Consider the following 15,164-nt stretch of genomic DNA (forward strand, 5'->3'; position numbering starts at 1 on the left):
TTACGCTCTTGCCTAGGAACCACCGAAACCTCAATAGCCGGGACACCAATGGGGGATAAAGTGGGGGAAGAGCAAGATGCCAGCGCCCGCTTGACTTCTCTACCAGGGTGTTTAGCTAATATTCGAATCCTGCCGTGGGCGCTTGGCTGATTCAAAATTGAATTTAGAATCAGCCAACTTTGGCTAGACTTATGGTCTTGACGATTGACCGGGATCTGGCCCCGAGACTGGAGCAGGCGGCGCGGAATGCGCCAACGGTCATACTCGCCGGTCCACGCCAGAGCGGGAAGACCACTCTCTGCCGGTCGGTGTTTCCCGACCATCCCTACGTCAGCCTGGAGGCGACCGATGTTCGTTCGTTTGCGACTGATGATCCCAGGGCATTCTTAGCCCAGTACCCGACGGGGGCGATTATCGACGAAGTCCAGAGGGCACCCGACCTACCGTCGTATCTCCAAGGTCTCATCGACGCTCATCCCGCAGCTGGACGTTGGATTCTTACCGGCTCCCAGCATTTCTCCCTGCTTGAGTCGGTCAATCAGTCGCTGGCTGGCCGTACTTCAATTCACCACCTGCTGCCGCTCAGCCGCGGCGAGGCGATCCGCTTTCCCCGCTACCCCCAGAGCTTGGAGGAGGCGCTCATCACCGGGGGCTATCCCCGCATCTATGACCGAGGCCTCGATCCAACCGAGTGGATCAGTTCGTACATCGCCACCTACCTCGAGCGCGATGTGCGAACGCTGCGGAACGTGGGAGACCTCTCTGCGTTCGCACGGTTCGTCCAGCTCTGCGCCGGTCGCACCGCACAGCTGGCCAATCTTTCTTCGTTGGCCAACGACTGCGGGGTGTCTCAGCCGACGGCAAAAGCCTGGCTCAGCATTCTGGAAGCCAGCTTCGTGGTGTTCTTGCTCCCGCCGTTTCACTCCAACCAGCGAAAGCGCCTGGTCAAGATGCCCAAGATGCATTTCTACGACACTGGCCTCGTCTGCCACCTTCTGGGCATCCGCTCTCCCCAGCAGCTCGTCTCGCACCCGCTCAGGGGTCCGATATTCGAGACGTGGGTCGTTTCAGAGATTGCCAAGCAGCGTACGCATCAAGGGTTGACCCGGGGCCTGTCGTTTTACCGCGATCGCAGCGGGACTGAAGTCGAGTTGATCATAGAGCACCCTGAGCGAGTCTCCCTGATAGAGGCAAAGTCCGCTGCAACCCCATCAATCAGCTTTCTCAAGACCGCCCGTCGGGTAGCTGCCCATCTTCAAGGCCTGCACTCGTGCGACCTGACTGCGGTGTACGGAGGCGACCAGCTTCAAAAGCGAAGCGAGGAGAGCTTGGTTCCCTGGGCACAATTGTACGAAGCAAGCCTTTAGGATCTGGCCGTGGGCGCATTCTGTCGAGGGCGCCAATCTTGCACTGCGGAGGCGGTGGAACGTCGGGCTATGAACTCGATTCGACCTGCAAGACATAGCCGGCGCCGTCGGCGGTTCGGCCCGTAATCTGAATGCGAGCGTTGCCTATCACCGCGCTTTCCCCGACGCGGTACACGTGCCTGGCGTCTCCGGCGAGGATTCCACCGTATGGGGGTGGATTTCGACTTCGCCGATCGATATCCATCCGGCTGCGTACCTGTTGATGGCCGGAGTGCCGAATGCCAGTGTTTGCCCATTGCCCATAACGTCCATCAGATTGGTTCCAAAGTGCCTGTCGGGCCGGTCGTAGCTGTGGGGCCAGCTCAGGGCGTGGCCCAGCTCATGAGCGAGGAAGAAGCCGGTGGGGGTCGGGGGGATGTGGCCGGGCACCGAGGTGATTCCCAAGGTGCTGAGCCGGATCTCCCTGGAGTTCTCGGGCCATTGGGGAGAGCACTCATTCGGTATCCGCTCTTCCAAGTGACGGTTGTAGCAGTTGCCGGGACCTCCTCCTCCGATCCGGCAATCTGCTGGGGTTCCGCAGTCAATCATTGCCAGGTCGATGACGATAACCGCGCCGTTGGCCTCTTGAGGTGAGGGAGTATTGCGAATGTTGTCGTAGCAGTCCTGCTCGTTCTCGGCCTTCACCGTTCCGCCGGCAATGAACTCAGCGAGATATGAACCGCCGGACAGCCATGAGAAATAGGGCTGGACCCAGCTTGTAAATCGCTCAGCCATCTCAACCGGGTCGTTCTCCAACGTTCCGGCCTCGGTATCGCAAGCCCAAACCACCCAGGTGTCTGTCCCAATGGTGTAAGCCCGGTCAATGTTGGCGAATGCGATCAGTCCGGACGGGTCGCTGCGATAGATCAATTCGGTTCGAATTTCCAGGAACTCCGCGATGGCTTCTTCACTGTTTGGAGCATCCGCCTGACCGTCGTCGTTGGCCCCCCAGCAGCTGATGGCTTCGTCAGCCCCGATAGCGCAGGAGTGCGTGCGACCAGCGGTGACATCAAGATCGAGGGTGGGGGCGGGGGTGGCGATAGGCTCAGGGGTCGGAGCGGGCGCGCCGTCGGCACAGCCGCCGGGGACGATCTGGGTGTCGATGTCGAATCGACAGCGGTACACGTTCAGTAGGGCTTCTTGGTTGGCAATCAGGCTGTCGCGGGCCTCTATATCTGCCGTGGGCGCTGAATGACGACTTATTCCATTTCTGAATTGTGGCGGTATCCCGTCAAGTCGGTAGGCGGGGAGAGGGTGGAGAGGCTGGAGCTTCGGGGCCTTCGCCTGCTTCGGTACAAACGCCGAAGTCACTGCGGCAGGCAGTATCAGCGTTGGCGAGATGCTCACCGTCTCGGACTTACTTCTAGTCCTGGGACGATCCCGTCTCTTGCAGGGGGCTCAGAGCTCGCCGGCGGCGAGCATGTCGGCGGGGATCTTCATGTCTAGGGCGCCGAGGTAGCCGCCTCCTTCGTTGGTGGCGTCGTGGACGTCATAGCCGAGCAGCTCTTGGGCCCGGCGGGGGAGGGTGCGGGCGATGTCGGGGGGTGTGGCCAGGCAGTTGTTCTCCTCCGATCGCAGCCAGCCCAGCATGTAGCTGAGGTGGAAGGCTGGTCGGTGCTGGTCGGCAGTGGAGTTGGCCCCGGCGCCGTGGATGGTTGAGCCCAAATAGATCACCCGCGATCCGGCGGGCATCTCGGCATGGGCGAACTCGTGGGGCTCGGGCTTGCGGTCGAGCCCCCAGCGGTGGCTTCCGGGCACTACACGGGTGGCCCCGAGCTCGCGGGTGAAGTCGCACAGCGCAGTCACCGACGACAGCTCAATCTCGGGGCTGGGCTGGGGCATGTGCGGCCACACGTCCTCGTCGCGGTGGGGGAACTGGGCCTCGGCTCCCGGCCCCACCACCAGCATGTGGGCCACGTTAACCCCGAAGTCGGCGCAGTTGGGTCCCAGCACGGCGTCGGCGATGTCGAGCATCAGGGGGTGCAACAGCACCTCGGACACGAACGTGGGCGATTTGGAGGCCAGTCCGGTCACATGGCGCATGTTCTCGCCGAAGAATGCTGCGATCATGGGGTTGATGAAGGTCCGGTTGGAGTCGGGCTTTTCCACGTAGGGCATCAGCTCGGCGAGGATCTGGTTGATCACCTGGTCGCTGAAGCAATCCTCCACGATCACCGCCCCGTCGGCGTCGAGCACCTCCAGAACATGCTCGAGCGGCTCGTCGTTCTTCAGGTGGACCAATTCGGCTTGGGTTGCCATGCCCCACTGTATTCCGAGATTGTGCGTCTCGGTCGTGCTCGCTTAGGCCTTCTGGAGGAGCCAGAGGCCGACCACGCTGTAGAAGACCATGACCAGGAGCATGGGGCGCTGTGCCCAGGCGGCTTCGCTGGCGTCGCTGGTCTCCACGGCCCGGTCGTGGGCCACCAGCACCGCGGCGATGTGGCCGATGACGATGGCCGAGAACTGCACCCAGGCGATGGCGTCGGTGGACACCAGAAGGAAGTTCACCGCCCAATCGGCGGTTCCGAACCAGTTGGAGCCGCGGTCGAACGGGTTGGACAAAAGGCGCAGGAAGTTCTGGCCACCGTCAAGAACCAGCAGCGAGAAGTAGTGGGCCACTGTGTATCCCAAAACGATGGGAACCAAAGAGTGCGCGAAGCGCCGGGCCACCTCTGCTGCGGTCTGGTCGGTGAACCAGCCCACGGCCAGCGAACCCAGGTAGTAGAGCGCCGCCATGATGGCGATGACGGCGACCATCCCCAGGGTATTGATCCCGGTGGCGGTCCAGCCCCGGTGGGTGCCCACCAGATCGGGCCACAGGGTGCTTCCGGCCAGTGAGTCGAACGTGGTTCCGCCGAGCACCAGCAGCAGCACGGCCAGCAGGTCGAGGCGGAGGGCAACCGTCGTCAGCCCCGACAATGGCGCCCGCAGCCGAACCGCCCCGGTGTCGTCTCGATACAGGGGCGACAGTTTGGCCAGGAGCGAGAACAGCACCCCGAAACCGTCGGCCTGGCGCAGCCAGCGTCGCCCGTACACCGCCGATCCGCCCACCATCCCCACCGTGTAGGCGACCATGGCCCCGCCCACTGCCGAGTTGGTGGTGCCGTCGTGGTAGCAGAGCTCGAAGAACAAGAACCATCCCAGCGCGACCACAGCCGGCCAGTACCCGCCGGGGATCTCGCCGGAGTCGTCTATCTGGGGCAGGCCCAGCTTGCCCGCGGCCCACTCGATGGCCGAGGCGATGGTCTCGAAGGGGTTGAGCACCCGCCACACATCGCCGAACACAGCGGCCACCATCGCCATGCCCACCCACAGCGCCACATACACCGTGAGCGGCCCGAATCGCTGGCTCCCCACCTGTGCACCGCTGAGGCTGCTGGCCAGGGCCAGCACGAACAACCCCAGCGAGATCAAACGGGCGGGCACCGCCGCCACATCCAGCAGCCGGCCGAATGCCATGCCCAGACTCCGGCCCGTTGCGGCCCCCGGCAGCCAAGCCCGATGCCAGAAGAAGCTCAGGCTGACAAATGTTGCCATGAGGGCGACGGCTGCACCGATGCCGAACAGATAGAAGGGCAGGGGGAGATCGCCCCGCGACCCCACCCCGTGGGCCAAGACGGTATTGAGCATGGTCACGTCAGATCTATCCCACTGGGTGCTCCATCACGATCCCTGCGATTGGGTTCATGAGATTGGCGCGGTGACTTTGGGGATGTCATTGGATGCCGAGTTGACCAGGCCCGACACCTCGTAGGCTTCCAAAGCGTCTTTGGAGTAGGGCTCCAGGAGCTGCGTCAACGCGTCGCTGTCGTCGAGGGCGGTGTCCAGCCAGAGATCCTCTGCCTGTTCGGGCAAGATGACCGGCATCCGGTGGTGGATCGGCCTGAGCAGGTCGTTGGCCTCAGTGGTGATGATGGCGCATGACGGGGTGCGATTGCCCTCCGGATCGGTCCACACCGACCAGAGTCCGGCGAAAGCGAAGGGCTCGCCCGATCGCATTGCGACCCTCATAGGGCGCTTGGTGTCACCTGTCCTCTGCCACTCGTAGAAGCCGTCGGCGAGCACCAGGCACCGCCGCTTCTTCAGCGAGCTGCGGAACGAGGGCTTCTCGGCCACCGTTTCCGCTCTGGCGTTGATGAGGGGGCGGCTGGAGGGCCCGTCTTTGGACCACGGTGGGATCAGGCCCCAGCGCATGAAGCCGGCTCGACGGGAGTCGCCGCCGACCACGGCCAACACCTGCTGGGTGGGGGCGACGTTGTAGCGAGGGCTGAAGTCGTCTCGGTGGCCGTCGAAGTCGAATCGTTTGGCCAACTCCTCCAGGCTGGCTGTAATGCTGTACCGACCGCACATCTAGATCCCATTATGAGTCTGAAGAAGACGAACAACCAATCCCCGCTGCCGACCTTGCCTCGGTGGGCAATACACTCGGAACAACAGGCCAAAGCGCCAGCCAGCCCCTGTAGCTCAGTCAGGACAGAGCAGTTGACTTCTAATCATCAGGCCGCAGGTTCGAATCCTGCCGGGGGCGCTTTTTGATGTTGCCGGGCTTTTCCGAATGCCCCCGCTAGTGCCCGAAGTCCCAGCGTATCCAGGGTTTTGTCGCTTCGTGGTGGTACACTGTTCCCAGGCTTAACTGCACAATCCCGCCAAAAGTGTGGGACAGATTGTGGGACGGATTGGAGGACAGGATGGGACATCTCACCGCTGCGAAGGTCAAGGCAGCCGGGCCGGGGAAATATCACGACGGGCAGGGCTTGCACCTTCGCGTGACCAACACCGGGTCCAAGTCTTGGTTTTTGCGCCTCACTGTGGACGGGCGGCGACGCGACATGGGTCTGGGCGGCTGGCCGGAGGTGAGCCTTGTCGATGCCCGCCGCAAGGCTCTGGAGCACCGCACCGCCGCCGCCGACGGTCGCGATCCCGTTGCCGACAACCGCCGGGGCGAGGCCCCCGTTTTCCGAGAGGCGGCCAAGGCGGTGCTCGAGGCGAACCGGCCGCGGTGGAGGGGCGAGCGCCAGGCGAGTCTGTGGTGGAGGTCGCTTGAGAACCACGCTTTCCCGGTGATCGGCGACATGAGGGTGGACCGCATCACCCAGTCCGACGTGCTGGGGGCTCTGACCCCGATCTGGACCACCCGCCCCGAGACGGCCCGCAAGGTCCGCCAGAGAATCCGGGCCGTGCTGCGCTGGGCGATGGCGCACGGCTACGTCGTGTTCAACGTCGCCGGAGAGGTGATCGACGGCGCTCTGCCGCCGATGCCCAAGGTGCAGTCGCATTTCCGGTCGCTGCCCTATTTCGAGGTCGCCGACGCGCTCGCCGTCGTGGACCAGACCAAGGCGTCGCCTTCGGCCAAGCTGTGCTTGCGGTTCTTGGTGTTGAACGCGGCCCGCTCCGGCGAGGCCCGGAACGCAACCTGGGACGAGATCGAGTTCGGGGCCTGCGAGTGGCGGATACCAGCAGAGCGGATGAAGGCAGCGAGCGAGCACCGGGTTCCGCTGTCGGAGGCCGCAATGGCCGTGCTGGATCAGGCCAAAGACCACCACGACGGCTCCGATCTGGTCTTCCCGTCGCCGCTCAAACCGGGACATCCGCTCAGCAACATGACCCTGACGAAAATCCTTCGCGATGTCGGGCTCGCCGACCGGGCAACCGTCCACGGCTTCCGGGCATCATTCCGCACCTGGGCGCTGGAGGAGACAGACACGCCCTGGGCGGTGTGCGAGGCGGCTTTAGCCCACAGCCTGGGCGACTCGGTGCAGCAGGCATACATCCGCGGCGACGCGTTCGCCAAGCGCCGAAAGCTAATGGACCGGTGGGCGCAGTACCTGGAACAGCGACAGGGATGATGGGCCTCGATGAAGACACGCGGCCCTGTGCCCACGAGCGCGGCTGAGCTTGGCGCCGGCGCATCCGCGACTTGCGGTCGCTTCGCTGGCCGCTCTACTGAAGCTCTCTGTGCTCGCCCAGCAAGTTGTCGACGCTCCGAAATCTGTATATGTCCATGGCGGTCCTCTTGTGCGAAACAGGGGTTACGACGTGCAGGCTCCACCGTCGCCGTCGCGGTCTAGCCGGTAGGGGTCTACGCCCGGGACTAGAACGGTGACGGGCTTCTGGTCTGATGTGAGGTCGCCGCAGTTCAAGGCATCGCCAGACAGGCTGGGCAGGCACGGGCTGTAGGCGGGATGGCAGTCCGAGACGCTTGTTGTCTCGGCGGCTGTTTCCGTTGGCGGCGGTTGGATCGGCTCTGTTTGGAGGCTGGAGGGGCCTGACGGCTGCATGGGCCCGTCGGCGGGGCAGGCCTGGAGCACCTGTTCCAACGCGTTCTTCTCGGCTTGGTCTACCGACAGGTCGAATGCGGCTTTTACCTCGACCGTCTTCCAGGCCATGAAGCAGCGGCCCTGTGCAGTTGTCATAAGCCCTTGACATGTTCCGCTGCCGATCCGCCCGGACCATTCAGCCATGTCCCGCGAACCCTTGGATCGGTTGACGCAGTCGCGTGTCGCCACGAGGTTCAGAGCATCGTTGCCGAACGACTGGCGGCGGGCGGCGTTCCACTCCCACCCTCCTGACTCGAATGCTTCTTGAGCGGCGACGATGTGGTCGACGTCGCAGGTGGAGGCATCGAAAGCGACCCCCGTGTAGGGGTCTACGCCTGACGCGTTGCACAGATACCCTCGGTCATGCTCGAAATCGGACCGCTCGTAGCCTGATCCCCCGTACTCAGGCTCGACAGACAGACTGTCGAGAACGCCCAGCGCTGTTGAACCAGTCGAGGGGATAGCCGCTGCCGAAGGTGTGGCCGGAACAGGCGTCGAGGGGGCGGCTGTAGGGGCAGTCGCCCCCTCGGTTGGCTCTGCGGTCGGGATCGGTGCTGTCGCGGCGGGAGACGCGGTGGGCGCAGCGGTCGGCTGGGCTGGCGCGGGGGTAGCAGTGGATGACGGGGTTGCGGGGGCAACAGCGCCCGGTGTTGGGGCAGCACTTGGAGTCGCAGAGGCGGGCTGGTCAACATCGGCGGTGTCGGCGGCGGTGGCAGTGACAGGCAAGGCGGTCGGATCGGGCGCGCCGGTGTCGTCGCTGGTGCCGCAGGCGAACGCAATGAGCGCCGCGAAAGCCGCTGCCGCCATGGTCATCCGGGTTGTTCTCACGAACAGCAAGCTAGAGCCCAGCAGCCACTCGTCTCTCATCACGCAGGCACCACCTTGCCCTGCGAGTTCTCCAGGACTGCGCCACACAGCCTGGGTTATGCCGCGGGGGTTCATATCGTCTCGAGTTCCCCAGTTCTGTCGGTAGGCTGCATTGGCGCGTCGCCCCGATTTCGTGAGCGATCTGGCTGATGAGATCGAGCAGTATTTCGACAAGGAGGGCATCCGGCACGAACGAGGCGAGTCGCCAAGTCCTGCGGACCTGCTGGAGCGGTATCTCTATCACTTCGACAAGGTGATCGTGCCGGGCCCGCGCCGTGTGCATTTCTCGGCTGAGCTCCGCGCCGCACTGGGGACGCTAGACGGCCGCTATGGGACCGCGATCGAGGCCATCAAGAGCCGCTTCGAAGCGGGAGGCGACCTCGCAGAGTTCCTTAGCAGGAAGGCGGCCGACGCCGGTTTCAAAGACAGGCTGCCGAGCGATTTCGGCATCCATCATTTCCATCTCGGAGCAAAATCCGCCCTTAGCGAACGGCATGTGCGGCGCACAGGCGACTTGCTGTTCGTGTTCGTCCAACCCCTCGACGCGTAATTCCTCGACGTCAGGAAGCACCCAAACGACAGCGATCCCTGCGATTTCGGCTGGTGCGATGTCGACCTGCTGAACATCATCGACTCGAATTGGCCCGAAGCGTTGGAGCGCTACACCGCGCCCGGCGTCAAAGGAAGCACGCTCACCGACGAGCAGAGAAAAGTGCTGCGCAGCAAGAACACGAACGTCGCCACACAAGTCGGCGACAAGGTGATCGCGCCGCCAGGGGGCGGCCTTATGGCTTATGGCTCCAACCTCAAGTGCAAATCCCAGGCCATGAGGTTGCTGACCGAGATACGCCGCATCGAAAAGATATTCGAGGACCACTGGGACGAACGCGAGGGCGCGTTACGGAGTGCCGGCTTCGAAGACCCCGACAGCGCAGACTTGCGACTTGCGCGAATCGCCGACTCCAGCGTCCCGCCTTCCCAGCTCAGATCAATGAATGGGGATTTGAGCTGGATCGGCTGGGCGATCGTAGAAGTCTCGACTGGAACCCTCATCGACTGGAGCTTCTAGCGCCAGGAGCGTCTCAACACTCCGGGTCGCTGCAACCCGGCTGATCTGATCCAAATCGCAGGAAGATCATGGGAGTCCTTCCGCACTTTGGTCCAGGTCGCCGGGGATCTGCTCTACGGGGGCTTCTGGCGTTAGCCAGCCCGGCTGGAGTTGCCAGCTGACGGAAGGAGGGAAGGCATCTGCGCTCCCCGCACCCCCTGGCAGGACATACCAGCGACGGTCTCAACTACGGCGATCCCACCGCCGACGAAAGGCTTTCGGCCGTTCTTGCACGAGGGGTCGGCCCGCTTCGGCTCGACTAGGGCGGCGATGGCAGGGCCTGCGATCCTTTAGTCGGTATCGACGCTCAGCGGCAACGAGTGCGGGGTCGTGCGCGGCCTGACCGAGAGTTGTCATAGGCCGCTGGTATGTTTCATCGCCCGTGACGCACAGCGCAGCGAGCCCGGCAGGCAGGCCGACGGCCGGCGATCTGCGGGGCCCTGCCTGCCTGGGCCGAAGCGTCATCGTCTGGGCCGGCCAGCCCGCACCAGAGGGGTGGGATGGGTGCCGCAGGGTCCGGGTTGGAGATGTCGTCCGGCCCAAAGTTGCGGGACGCCTGGGCTGCTCGGGAGCCGTTTGTCATCGAGGTCGCCGAAGGCGGCGGCCTGCCCGACTCCGACTGGTCGAGGAACCTCCGCTGGTGGGAGCTCGACGCGAAATTCAATATCGGCGGCGAGTCGCTGCGGTTCCTGGCCGAGTCGAACGCCGTCGACGCCCGCAATGCCGCCGATCCCAGGTTCGCCCCGCTGGTGCAGGCGGTCCACCTCGGCGCCCGCCGGTCGCCTCCCGAAAACCCGGGGGACGCTGTGTCGCCGTCCGGCTGGCCCATTTGGTGCGACGGAGGCCCGCTCGCGCCGTTCGCAGCCGAAGACCTACAGGCCGGCCAAGACGAGGCTGGCGACGGGCGGGTCGGGGTGGTGCCCGCGGCGAACCTCGCCGTCGGCAGCCTCGTCCCGATCTTCCCGTCAGATCCCGAGGCCGAGCTGGCCGCAGACCAGATGGCTGCGGTCGCCCATATCGGCGGCGGCGCTCGCATCGTCGCTCCGGCCGGGTCCGGCAAGACACGGGTCCTGACCGAGAGGGCCCGCCACTTGGTGCGCGGCCTCGGCGTCGACCCGAAGGCGGTGTGTCTGGTGGCCTACAACAAGCGGGCACAGGAGGAGATGCAAGACAGGCTCTCCGATGTGGGCGGCTTGCAGGTGCGGACGCTCAACAGCCTGGGGCTGGCCATCTGCAACGGGTGGGGCCGTTCGCCCGCCCCCGCGGATTCGAGAGGGTCAGAACGGCTGCGGAACGCGAAGTGCGGGATCTGCTGGACGGCCTTGTGCCCCCGGCGCCCCACAGGGCGATGGTGGACCGAATCGGCCCCTACATCGACGCCCTCGCCGCTACTCGCCTCGGGCTGCGCGACCCGTCCTCGGTTGAAGCTGAATACGACCCCGATGCCGACGGGTTCGCCGCGGTCGCCGCGGCATATGCCGACCTCCTCGGCGAGCGGGGCCTCGTCGATTTCGACCATCAGATAATCCGGGCGATAGAGGTACTGCTCGCTGACCCGCACGCCCGCCTTGCAGCCCGCCGAGTGTGCTCGGTGATGCTCGTCGACGAGTTCCAAGACCTCACGCCCGCCCATCTGCTGCTGGTCCGTCTCCTCGCCGGGCCTCGGGCCGACGTGTTCGCCGTCGGCGACGACGACCAGACAATCTACGGGTATTCGGGGGCGTCGCCCCGGTGGCTCATCGACTACGACCAATACTTCCCCCGCGCCGCCCGCCACGACCTGCACGTCAACTACCGATGCCCCCCAGAAGTCGTGGACGCGGCCGTGAGCCTCCTGTCGCACAACGCCGACCGCCTCGACAAGCGGATAGCGGCCCGCCCCGGACTCGAGCAGCGTCCCCGCAACAGCCCCGACGGCCCCGCCATCCGCGCAAAGACCGCCGAAGACCCGGCCTTGCAGGTGAGACCCCACATCGAGCGTCTGCTGGGCCGGGGCGCCCAGCCAGGCGACATCGCCGTCCTCAGCCGGGTCAACAGCACCCTGCTCGCACCCCAGCTCGCCCTGGCTGACATGGGAGTCCCCTCGGACCGGCCCGTGGGCCCCCCATTCCTGTCCCGCAACGGAGTGGCCGCCGCTCTCGCCTGGGTCGAAGCGGCCACCGCAGCCGACAGGGTCGGACCGGACACCATGGAGATCATCGCCCGCCGCCCCCGCGGAGCATCCCGCCCGATCTGGTCCGAATGGCGGCCCAGCAGCGCACAGCGGAACAGCTCCGCGAGCTGGCCGAACATCTCGACAACCCCGAAGCGGCCTACAAGATCAACAAGCTGGCCGGCGACATCTCCGCCCTCCGCCACCTCGCCGCCAGACCCGCCACCACAACCGCCCGGCTGCTCGAAGCGGTCCGCGACGACATCGGCCTGGGCGAAGCGCTCGAAGAACGGCTCGACGCTTCCCGCCACACAGCGAACCGCCCATCACACGGCGACGACCTTCGCGCCCTCATCTCCGTCGCCGGCCTACACCCCCGGCCCGCCGGGTTCGCCCACTGGCTCACGCAACATCTCTCAGAACCGGCCGAGAACACACCGGGAGGGGTGCGGCTGGCAACCGTACACAAGGTCAAAGGGCTCGAATGGCCCCATGTGATCGTCTACGACGCCACAGAAGGGCTCATGCCCCACATCCTCGCCGAAGACCTCGAAGAAGAAAGGAGAGTGTTCCACGTGGCGATCACCCGCTGCTCCGAATCGGTCACCGTCATCTGCGGCGAAGACTCCTCCCCTTACCCCGCCGAAACTCGCTCTCCCGCTCGCAAGACCCGCACACCGGGCCCCGCCGGGCCGCCTGCCCCCGCCGGCTCGCGCCGCACCCCCGGAAAACAGCCAACGACGGCCGCCCCAGTATCAGAACGCGTGCAGCCGACCCACCCGGGCACCAGCTGGCCTGTCCCAACCGGCCAGAAAAAGCCTCGACAGGACGGGAGCCGCAGCCGTAGGACCAGGCGATGACCTCAACCAGGGGAACACCGGGCGGGCGGCTCCGGGAAGATCCTGTGGTGGTACTGCAATTCGCGAGCTCCGACCTCTGTCGGCTGGGCCGCGGCTGGTGGGAAAGTGCCGGTATTGTCGGGCTGGCTGCCGATATCGTGCAGAAGTGCCCGGTTTTTTCGATTAGAACTCAGGAGCTAACGACGTGGAGCCACTTCCCGGTCTCACATGTTGGGCACACCGAACCCAAGACGGGGAGCGTCTCGCATCGGAGGCACATGACGCGGAACTCGCCGCCATCTCCCGGGCTGTCCTCAACGAAGTCGAATCGGTGCCGAAGCCGCAAGGCGATCATCTCGTACTCGTCCACCATCGCCTGCTGATGGTCCGTGGGACCGTCGGCCCAAAGCTCTCTCAGCCTTCCGGCCAATTCCGTTTTACTGGTCTGCAACTCGTCTGCCTGCTCGTCGCTCAGCATCCTCACCGCATCCCACAGCACTGTGCGCGTGGCGATCAGCTGGCCGACCAAACCCTCGCCGGTGGACACTCGCCCACCCACAGGCACCGGCTCACCATCCATGCGAACCCCTCCTCCGCTCCCCAACAGCCAACTTCGGAAGATACCTGCGGCTATCCCAGCAGCAGCGCATCAAACAGCATCATGGGCCGCAGCAGACATCCCCCCGCAAACCGGACAACCGCCCGAGCCAAAAGCCGCAACCGTGCGACCCGTGGGCGCTGACCGGCAAACTGGGGGTCGCTATCTCACAGGGGGCACAACATGGCTGATAATCCCGACACTGCCAACGACCGGGAGGGGCCTTCAGAGTTGAGGGCTTGGGTTGTGCGCGCTGGCCGTAAGGGAGAACAGGTTGCACACAACCTCCAACACGGTGTGGCGAGTATCGGTTGGGACGAGTGGGATGCCCCTGACCTCTCATCGTTTGCGGACAGGAACGCCTATGGGGAGTACATAGAGCGGGACTTCCAGCACGAACCACCCAGCGAAAGAGGAAGCTCCCGCGATCAGGTTTGGCGCTTCTACCACGAAATCAGCGTGGGCGACCTCGTGGTCCTGCCGTTGAAGAACCACGGCACCGCCGAGGACTGGATCGCTATCGGCCGAGTGACTAGCGCAGCAGCCTTCGACCCATCCCAACCCGTAGGTGGCCATCACCACCGATCTGTCCGGTGGCTGGCATCAAGTGTCCCCAAGTCTGCTGCACCCGAAGACCTGCAAAACTCAATCGTGTACTCACGTCAGACCGTCTCCATGCCGAGGTCTAGCGAAGCAACCCGCATAATCCAGGAGTTAGCCGACGAACATTTTGATGCTGCATCAGATGATACCCAAGAGATTGAACATGACCCAGGCAACCATCAGTTTTCCGCCCTATCCGGCGACGAGGCCGGTGCATTCGACGAGGACGGCAGATTCGTAGAAGGGGCCACCAAGAAGGTCCCAGTCGTCGTGTACGAGAGGGACCCGGAAGCCCGCCGGATTTGCGTCAAGCATCATGGCGCGAAGTGCCGAGTCTGCGGCATCGACTTCGGAGAGGAATACGGGGACTTCGCAAACGGCTTCATCCATGTCCACCACAAGACCCCGGTGGCCCGAGCAGCCAAAGACGGCGAGTACAAGGTGGACCCGAAAGAAGACCTCGTGCCCGTGTGCCCGAACTGCCACGCCATGCTCCACCGCCACGAAGACAAGCCATGCACCGTCGAAACCCTGAGAGAGACACGACATACGAAGAAACAAACCGACAAAGGGTGACAACCACCAAAACAGCCTGCCGGTGATGGTTCCGAACGGGTAAAGGAGCCGTTGTCCTCACGGTCTCTCCAAGAAGGAGCAGACTTGCCCAGTCGCATTCTCCCAATCCGCGTCAAGCCCCCCGCCGAAGCAGGTCCGCCGTGTGATGGCCGCCGACTTGACCTAGGTTTCTGGCGCCTGTCCCCACCAGGGTTGGCTTCTGTGGGGGCTGCTGGCCGCTGTGGTCAGACCTGATACCAGAAGTCGCCGTTGTTTTTCGGCCACCAGGGCGGCTGCACCAGGTGGAAGTCCGTCGGCCATGAGAAATGTCTTGAGTAGCCGCCGTAGTGTTTTGCGCTGATCGTTTCATTCGAGCCTACGAGCATCCTGCATTTGGTGACGGCCGAGCCCGAAAACGTCAGCGCCGGAATGGTGCACGGTTCATAGCTGCTGGCCAGCGAATAGGGCGCTGCCCCCGGCGTGTTGGCCCACACAGGGGGGCTGTCCGGCATGGCACAGTTCCCGACGGGCATATCGAAGTCGAGCGCCCACAGGCCGCTGTAGGGAACGAAGACGACGGCGTTGGCGATGGTGATGCAGTCCACCGGGGGAAGGCTGATGATCTTCGCCCGCAAGTCGGCGATGGCCGCTGCGCCGGTGAGAGTGTGGTCGTTCTCGGGGAAGGACTGGCCTCCATAGAACGAGATTGTGCCTACCCT

At 64.4% G+C, this 15,164-nt stretch carries 14 protein-coding genes, 1 tRNA gene and 1 pseudogene; 9 read left to right on the forward strand and 7 right to left on the reverse strand.

Annotated elements, in window-relative coordinates:
• The first annotated feature begins 197 nt into the window (after nt 1-197).
• Nucleotides 198-1,367, forward strand: coding sequence for an ATP-binding protein (locus tag ACOOGG_RS02125; protein WP_420431808.1), 1,170 nt, complete (start codon nt 198-200; stop codon nt 1,365-1,367).
• Between the two features lie 147 nt (nt 1,368-1,514).
• Here ACOOGG_RS02125 and ACOOGG_RS02130 read toward each other — a convergent pair whose 3' ends face one another.
• From ACOOGG_RS02130 to ACOOGG_RS02145, 4 genes are all read right to left on the reverse strand, one after another.
• Complete coding sequence (locus tag ACOOGG_RS02130) at nt 1,515-2,531, reverse strand: hypothetical protein (RefSeq protein ID WP_420431810.1); 1,017 nt, start codon at nt 2,529-2,531, stop codon at nt 1,515-1,517.
• A gap of 273 nt (nt 2,532-2,804) precedes the next feature.
• Nucleotides 2,805-3,665 (reverse strand): phytanoyl-CoA dioxygenase family protein, encoded by an 861-nt coding sequence (locus tag ACOOGG_RS02135; RefSeq protein ID WP_420431812.1) that lies wholly within the window; start codon nt 3,663-3,665, stop codon nt 2,805-2,807.
• Between the two features lie 42 nt (nt 3,666-3,707).
• Nucleotides 3,708-5,042 (reverse strand): hypothetical protein, encoded by a 1,335-nt coding sequence (locus ACOOGG_RS02140; protein WP_420431814.1) that lies wholly within the window; start codon nt 5,040-5,042, stop codon nt 3,708-3,710.
• A gap of 48 nt (nt 5,043-5,090) precedes the next feature.
• Nucleotides 5,091-5,756, reverse strand: a complete 666-nt coding sequence (locus ACOOGG_RS02145) for an SOS response-associated peptidase (protein WP_420431816.1) — start codon at nt 5,754-5,756, stop codon at nt 5,091-5,093.
• 103 nt (nt 5,757-5,859) lie between these two features.
• On the opposite strand from ACOOGG_RS02145, the gene ACOOGG_RS02150 reads away from it, so the two are divergent.
• Nucleotides 5,860-5,934 (forward strand) — tRNA-Arg (locus ACOOGG_RS02150).
• Nucleotides 5,935-6,094: 160 nt separating this feature from the next.
• Nucleotides 6,095-7,252, forward strand: coding sequence for a tyrosine-type recombinase/integrase (locus tag ACOOGG_RS02155; RefSeq protein ID WP_420431818.1), 1,158 nt, complete (start codon nt 6,095-6,097; stop codon nt 7,250-7,252).
• 183 nt (nt 7,253-7,435) lie between these two features.
• On the opposite strand, the gene ACOOGG_RS02160 is transcribed toward ACOOGG_RS02155, so the two are convergent.
• Entirely contained in the window at nt 7,436-8,551 is a 1,116-nt protein-coding gene (locus ACOOGG_RS02160) for a GmrSD restriction endonuclease domain-containing protein (protein ID WP_420431820.1), read from the reverse strand.
• A 172-nt stretch (nt 8,552-8,723) separates the two neighbouring features.
• Between ACOOGG_RS02160 and ACOOGG_RS02165 the strand changes: the two genes are divergently transcribed.
• The 5 genes and pseudogenes from ACOOGG_RS02165 to ACOOGG_RS02185 all read left to right on the forward strand — a co-directional run bounded on the left by ACOOGG_RS02165 (nt 8,724) and on the right by ACOOGG_RS02185 (nt 12,710).
• The gene (locus ACOOGG_RS02165) at nt 8,724-9,140 is read left to right on the forward strand and encodes a hypothetical protein (protein WP_420431822.1); all 417 of its coding nucleotides are present in this window, start codon (nt 8,724-8,726) and stop codon (nt 9,138-9,140) included.
• A 102-nt stretch (nt 9,141-9,242) separates the two neighbouring features.
• Complete coding sequence (locus ACOOGG_RS02170; protein ID WP_420431824.1) at nt 9,243-9,659, forward strand: hypothetical protein; 417 nt, start codon at nt 9,243-9,245, stop codon at nt 9,657-9,659.
• A 1,037-nt stretch (nt 9,660-10,696) separates the two neighbouring features.
• A pseudogene (locus tag ACOOGG_RS02175) lies at nt 10,697-10,909 on the forward strand (UvrD-helicase domain-containing protein); the annotation flags it as partial.
• Between the two features lie 140 nt (nt 10,910-11,049).
• Complete coding sequence (locus ACOOGG_RS02180; protein ID WP_420431826.1) at nt 11,050-12,348, forward strand: UvrD-helicase domain-containing protein; 1,299 nt, start codon at nt 11,050-11,052, stop codon at nt 12,346-12,348.
• Nucleotides 12,297-12,710 carry a 3'-5' exonuclease gene (locus ACOOGG_RS02185; protein ID WP_420431828.1) on the forward strand — a complete coding sequence of 138 codons (414 nt, stop codon included), beginning with the start codon at nt 12,297-12,299 and terminating at the stop codon, nt 12,708-12,710. The genes ACOOGG_RS02180 and ACOOGG_RS02185 overlap by 52 nt, the downstream gene beginning before the upstream one ends.
• A gap of 169 nt (nt 12,711-12,879) precedes the next feature.
• Here ACOOGG_RS02185 and ACOOGG_RS02190 read toward each other — a convergent pair whose 3' ends face one another.
• Nucleotides 12,880-13,269: a hypothetical protein gene (locus tag ACOOGG_RS02190; RefSeq protein WP_420431830.1), complete on the reverse strand. Its 390-nt coding sequence runs from the start codon at nt 13,267-13,269 to the stop codon at nt 12,880-12,882.
• Between the two features lie 201 nt (nt 13,270-13,470).
• On the opposite strand from ACOOGG_RS02190, the gene ACOOGG_RS02195 reads away from it, so the two are divergent.
• Nucleotides 13,471-14,466: an HNH endonuclease gene (locus tag ACOOGG_RS02195; RefSeq protein WP_420431832.1), complete on the forward strand. Its 996-nt coding sequence runs from the start codon at nt 13,471-13,473 to the stop codon at nt 14,464-14,466.
• A gap of 224 nt (nt 14,467-14,690) precedes the next feature.
• Here ACOOGG_RS02195 and ACOOGG_RS02200 read toward each other — a convergent pair whose 3' ends face one another.
• Nucleotides 14,691-15,050 (reverse strand): hypothetical protein, encoded by a 360-nt coding sequence (locus tag ACOOGG_RS02200; RefSeq protein WP_420431834.1) that lies wholly within the window; start codon nt 15,048-15,050, stop codon nt 14,691-14,693.
• Between the last annotated feature and the right edge of the window lie 114 nt (nt 15,051-15,164).

Origin of the sequence: Candidatus Poriferisocius sp., from assembly GCF_965214065.1 — a bacterium.
GTDB lineage: Bacteria > Actinomycetota > Acidimicrobiia > Acidimicrobiales > Bin134 > Poriferisocius.